The sequence below is a fragment of the Cyanobium sp. Cruz-8D1 genome (assembly GCF_024345975.1).
GTDB lineage: Bacteria > Cyanobacteriota > Cyanobacteriia > PCC-6307 > Cyanobiaceae > Cyanobium.
Genome location: NZ_JAGQCD010000106.1, coordinates 1 through 1,853 on the forward strand (window position 1 = coordinate 1; position 1,853 = coordinate 1,853).

Consider the following 1,853-nt stretch of genomic DNA (forward strand, 5'->3'; position numbering starts at 1 on the left):
AGGCCATCACGAAGGAGGCGAGGGACACCCGCGTCAGGCCCCGGCTGTAGCGACCTGGCAAGGACGCCTCGCAGAGGCGCCTGGCCCGATCCTTGCCAGGGCGAGACGGCTGGGGCAGCGGTGCCCCTCTTCTCCCCCTCGCCGACCGTGAGGCCTCCGGCCCCGCGCGTGCTGAACCCCCGCCAGCTCGGTCCTTGGGTCGGCATCCGGTGGATCGGTGGCCTGCCAAGTCCGCTGGGCCTCCTGGGCTGCCAGGTCCGCTGGGCCTCTTGCGGTGTCTGCTGGTGGTCGCGACCAGCAGGAAGGCAGGGCCCCGGAGAGCCCCGCCGGCTGCTGGCCATGGCCCTCAGAAGGGCAGCAGTGCCTCCAGCGCTGGATCGACCGGCACGGCCGGGGCGGCTGCTTGCTGCTCGAACAGCACCTGGGCCGCCAGCTCAGCCAGCCGCGGCCAGCGCCCGCTGCAGAAGGCCAGATCTTCCAGCACCTGCCAGGAGAACTGCTGCAGCTGAGCTTTGCGGGACAGAGGGGCCATGGGAGGGCTCCGCGTAGGACCCCTCAGCCGGCGGGGGGCGGGTCAAGGGCCCGTCCACAACTGGAATGCGGAGCGCAGCGCAGCCAACCTCCCAGCGGCGGGCTCTGTATCACCCTTGAGGCGCCCCCCGACCATGAGGAGGGCCGGAGCGGAGCCCGTTCAGGAGCTGGTGGCTGCATCCCCGCCGCGCTGCTCACTCCCCATGGCAATAGCCGGTGACGTGATCTGGGGCCGATCCCCGGGAGTGCAGCACCGATGGGCCTCACCCTGATCGAGGCAGCCAAGTACGAGACCCGCCTGGAGCACCTGGCGGTGATCAAGACCTTCGCTGAGGGCGAACTACTCAGCTGGCTGCCATTCATGAACATCGCCGGCGGCGGTCTCTTCTATTCCGTCGAGAAGGAGCTCCCCTCCGTGGGCTTCCGGGCGGTGAACGAGGGCTACAAGCAGAGCTACGGCGTCGTCGACCCCCAATCCGAGGCCGTGCACCTCTTTGGGGGTGACGTGGATGTGGACCGCTCGATCGTCGACCTGCAGGGCCCGGAAGCCCGTGCTGCGCAGACCGAGATGAAGGTGCGCTCGATGCGCCTCACCCTGGAGGCGGCGCTGATCAATGGGGACGCCACCGCCAGCCAGGGCCGGGGCTTTGACGGCCTGGCCCGGCGCCTCTCCCCTGGAGCTGAGATGGCCCTCAACAACGGTGGCGGGGCGCTCGATTTCGACAAGCTCGATGAGCTGATCGACTCGGTGAACTCCTACGGCGGTCGGAAGTACCTGGTGATGAGCAAGGCGATGCGCCGCCAGCTCAACGCCCTTGCCCGCCAGACCGTCGGCCAGGGCGTCTACAACGTGAGCACCAACAACCTGGGCGTGATGGTGCATCACTACCAGGAGTGCCAGATCCTCACCGTCGACCGTGACGCCCAGGGCCTGGAAGTGCTGGGTTACGGAGAAGCAGGCGGCAGCAGCTCGATCTACTGCTGCACCTTTGGCGACCAGGCGGTGACTGGTCTGCAGGGGCCCTTCCAGGGCCGCTACGGCATCTCCGTCCGTGACCTGGGCGAGGTGCCTGATGCCCCGGTCTTCCGTACCCGGATCGATTGGTACGTGGGCTTTGGCGTGATGCACCCCCGCGCCGCGGGCCGGCTGCACAGCATCGCCCCCATTTCCTGAGCTGCACCACACACACCTGATCTGGAGATCGCCCGATGACTCGCCTCAAAGCCAACGCCCTTCTCGATGCCGCCACGGTGCTGGTGGGCTGGACCAACCGTTCCGCCACCCGCGACACCGAGAAGGTGTTCAGCAGCGGTGAGGTGGT

The 1,853-nt window shown here is 68.3% G+C and carries 2 protein-coding genes; one reads left to right on the forward strand and one right to left on the reverse strand.

Annotated features, from left to right (window positions below):
• Positions 1-346 precede the first annotated feature (346 nt).
• Complete coding sequence (locus KBZ33_RS21390; protein ID WP_255012035.1) at positions 347-532, reverse strand: hypothetical protein; 186 nt, start codon at positions 530-532, stop codon at positions 347-349.
• 255 nt (positions 533-787) lie between these two features.
• Here KBZ33_RS21390 and KBZ33_RS21395 point away from each other — a divergent pair, with 255 nt between their 5' ends.
• On the forward strand, positions 788-1,705 hold the full coding sequence (locus KBZ33_RS21395) for a major capsid protein (protein ID WP_255012037.1): 918 nt from the start codon (positions 788-790) through the stop codon (positions 1,703-1,705).
• Positions 1,706-1,853: the final 148 nt, after the last annotated feature.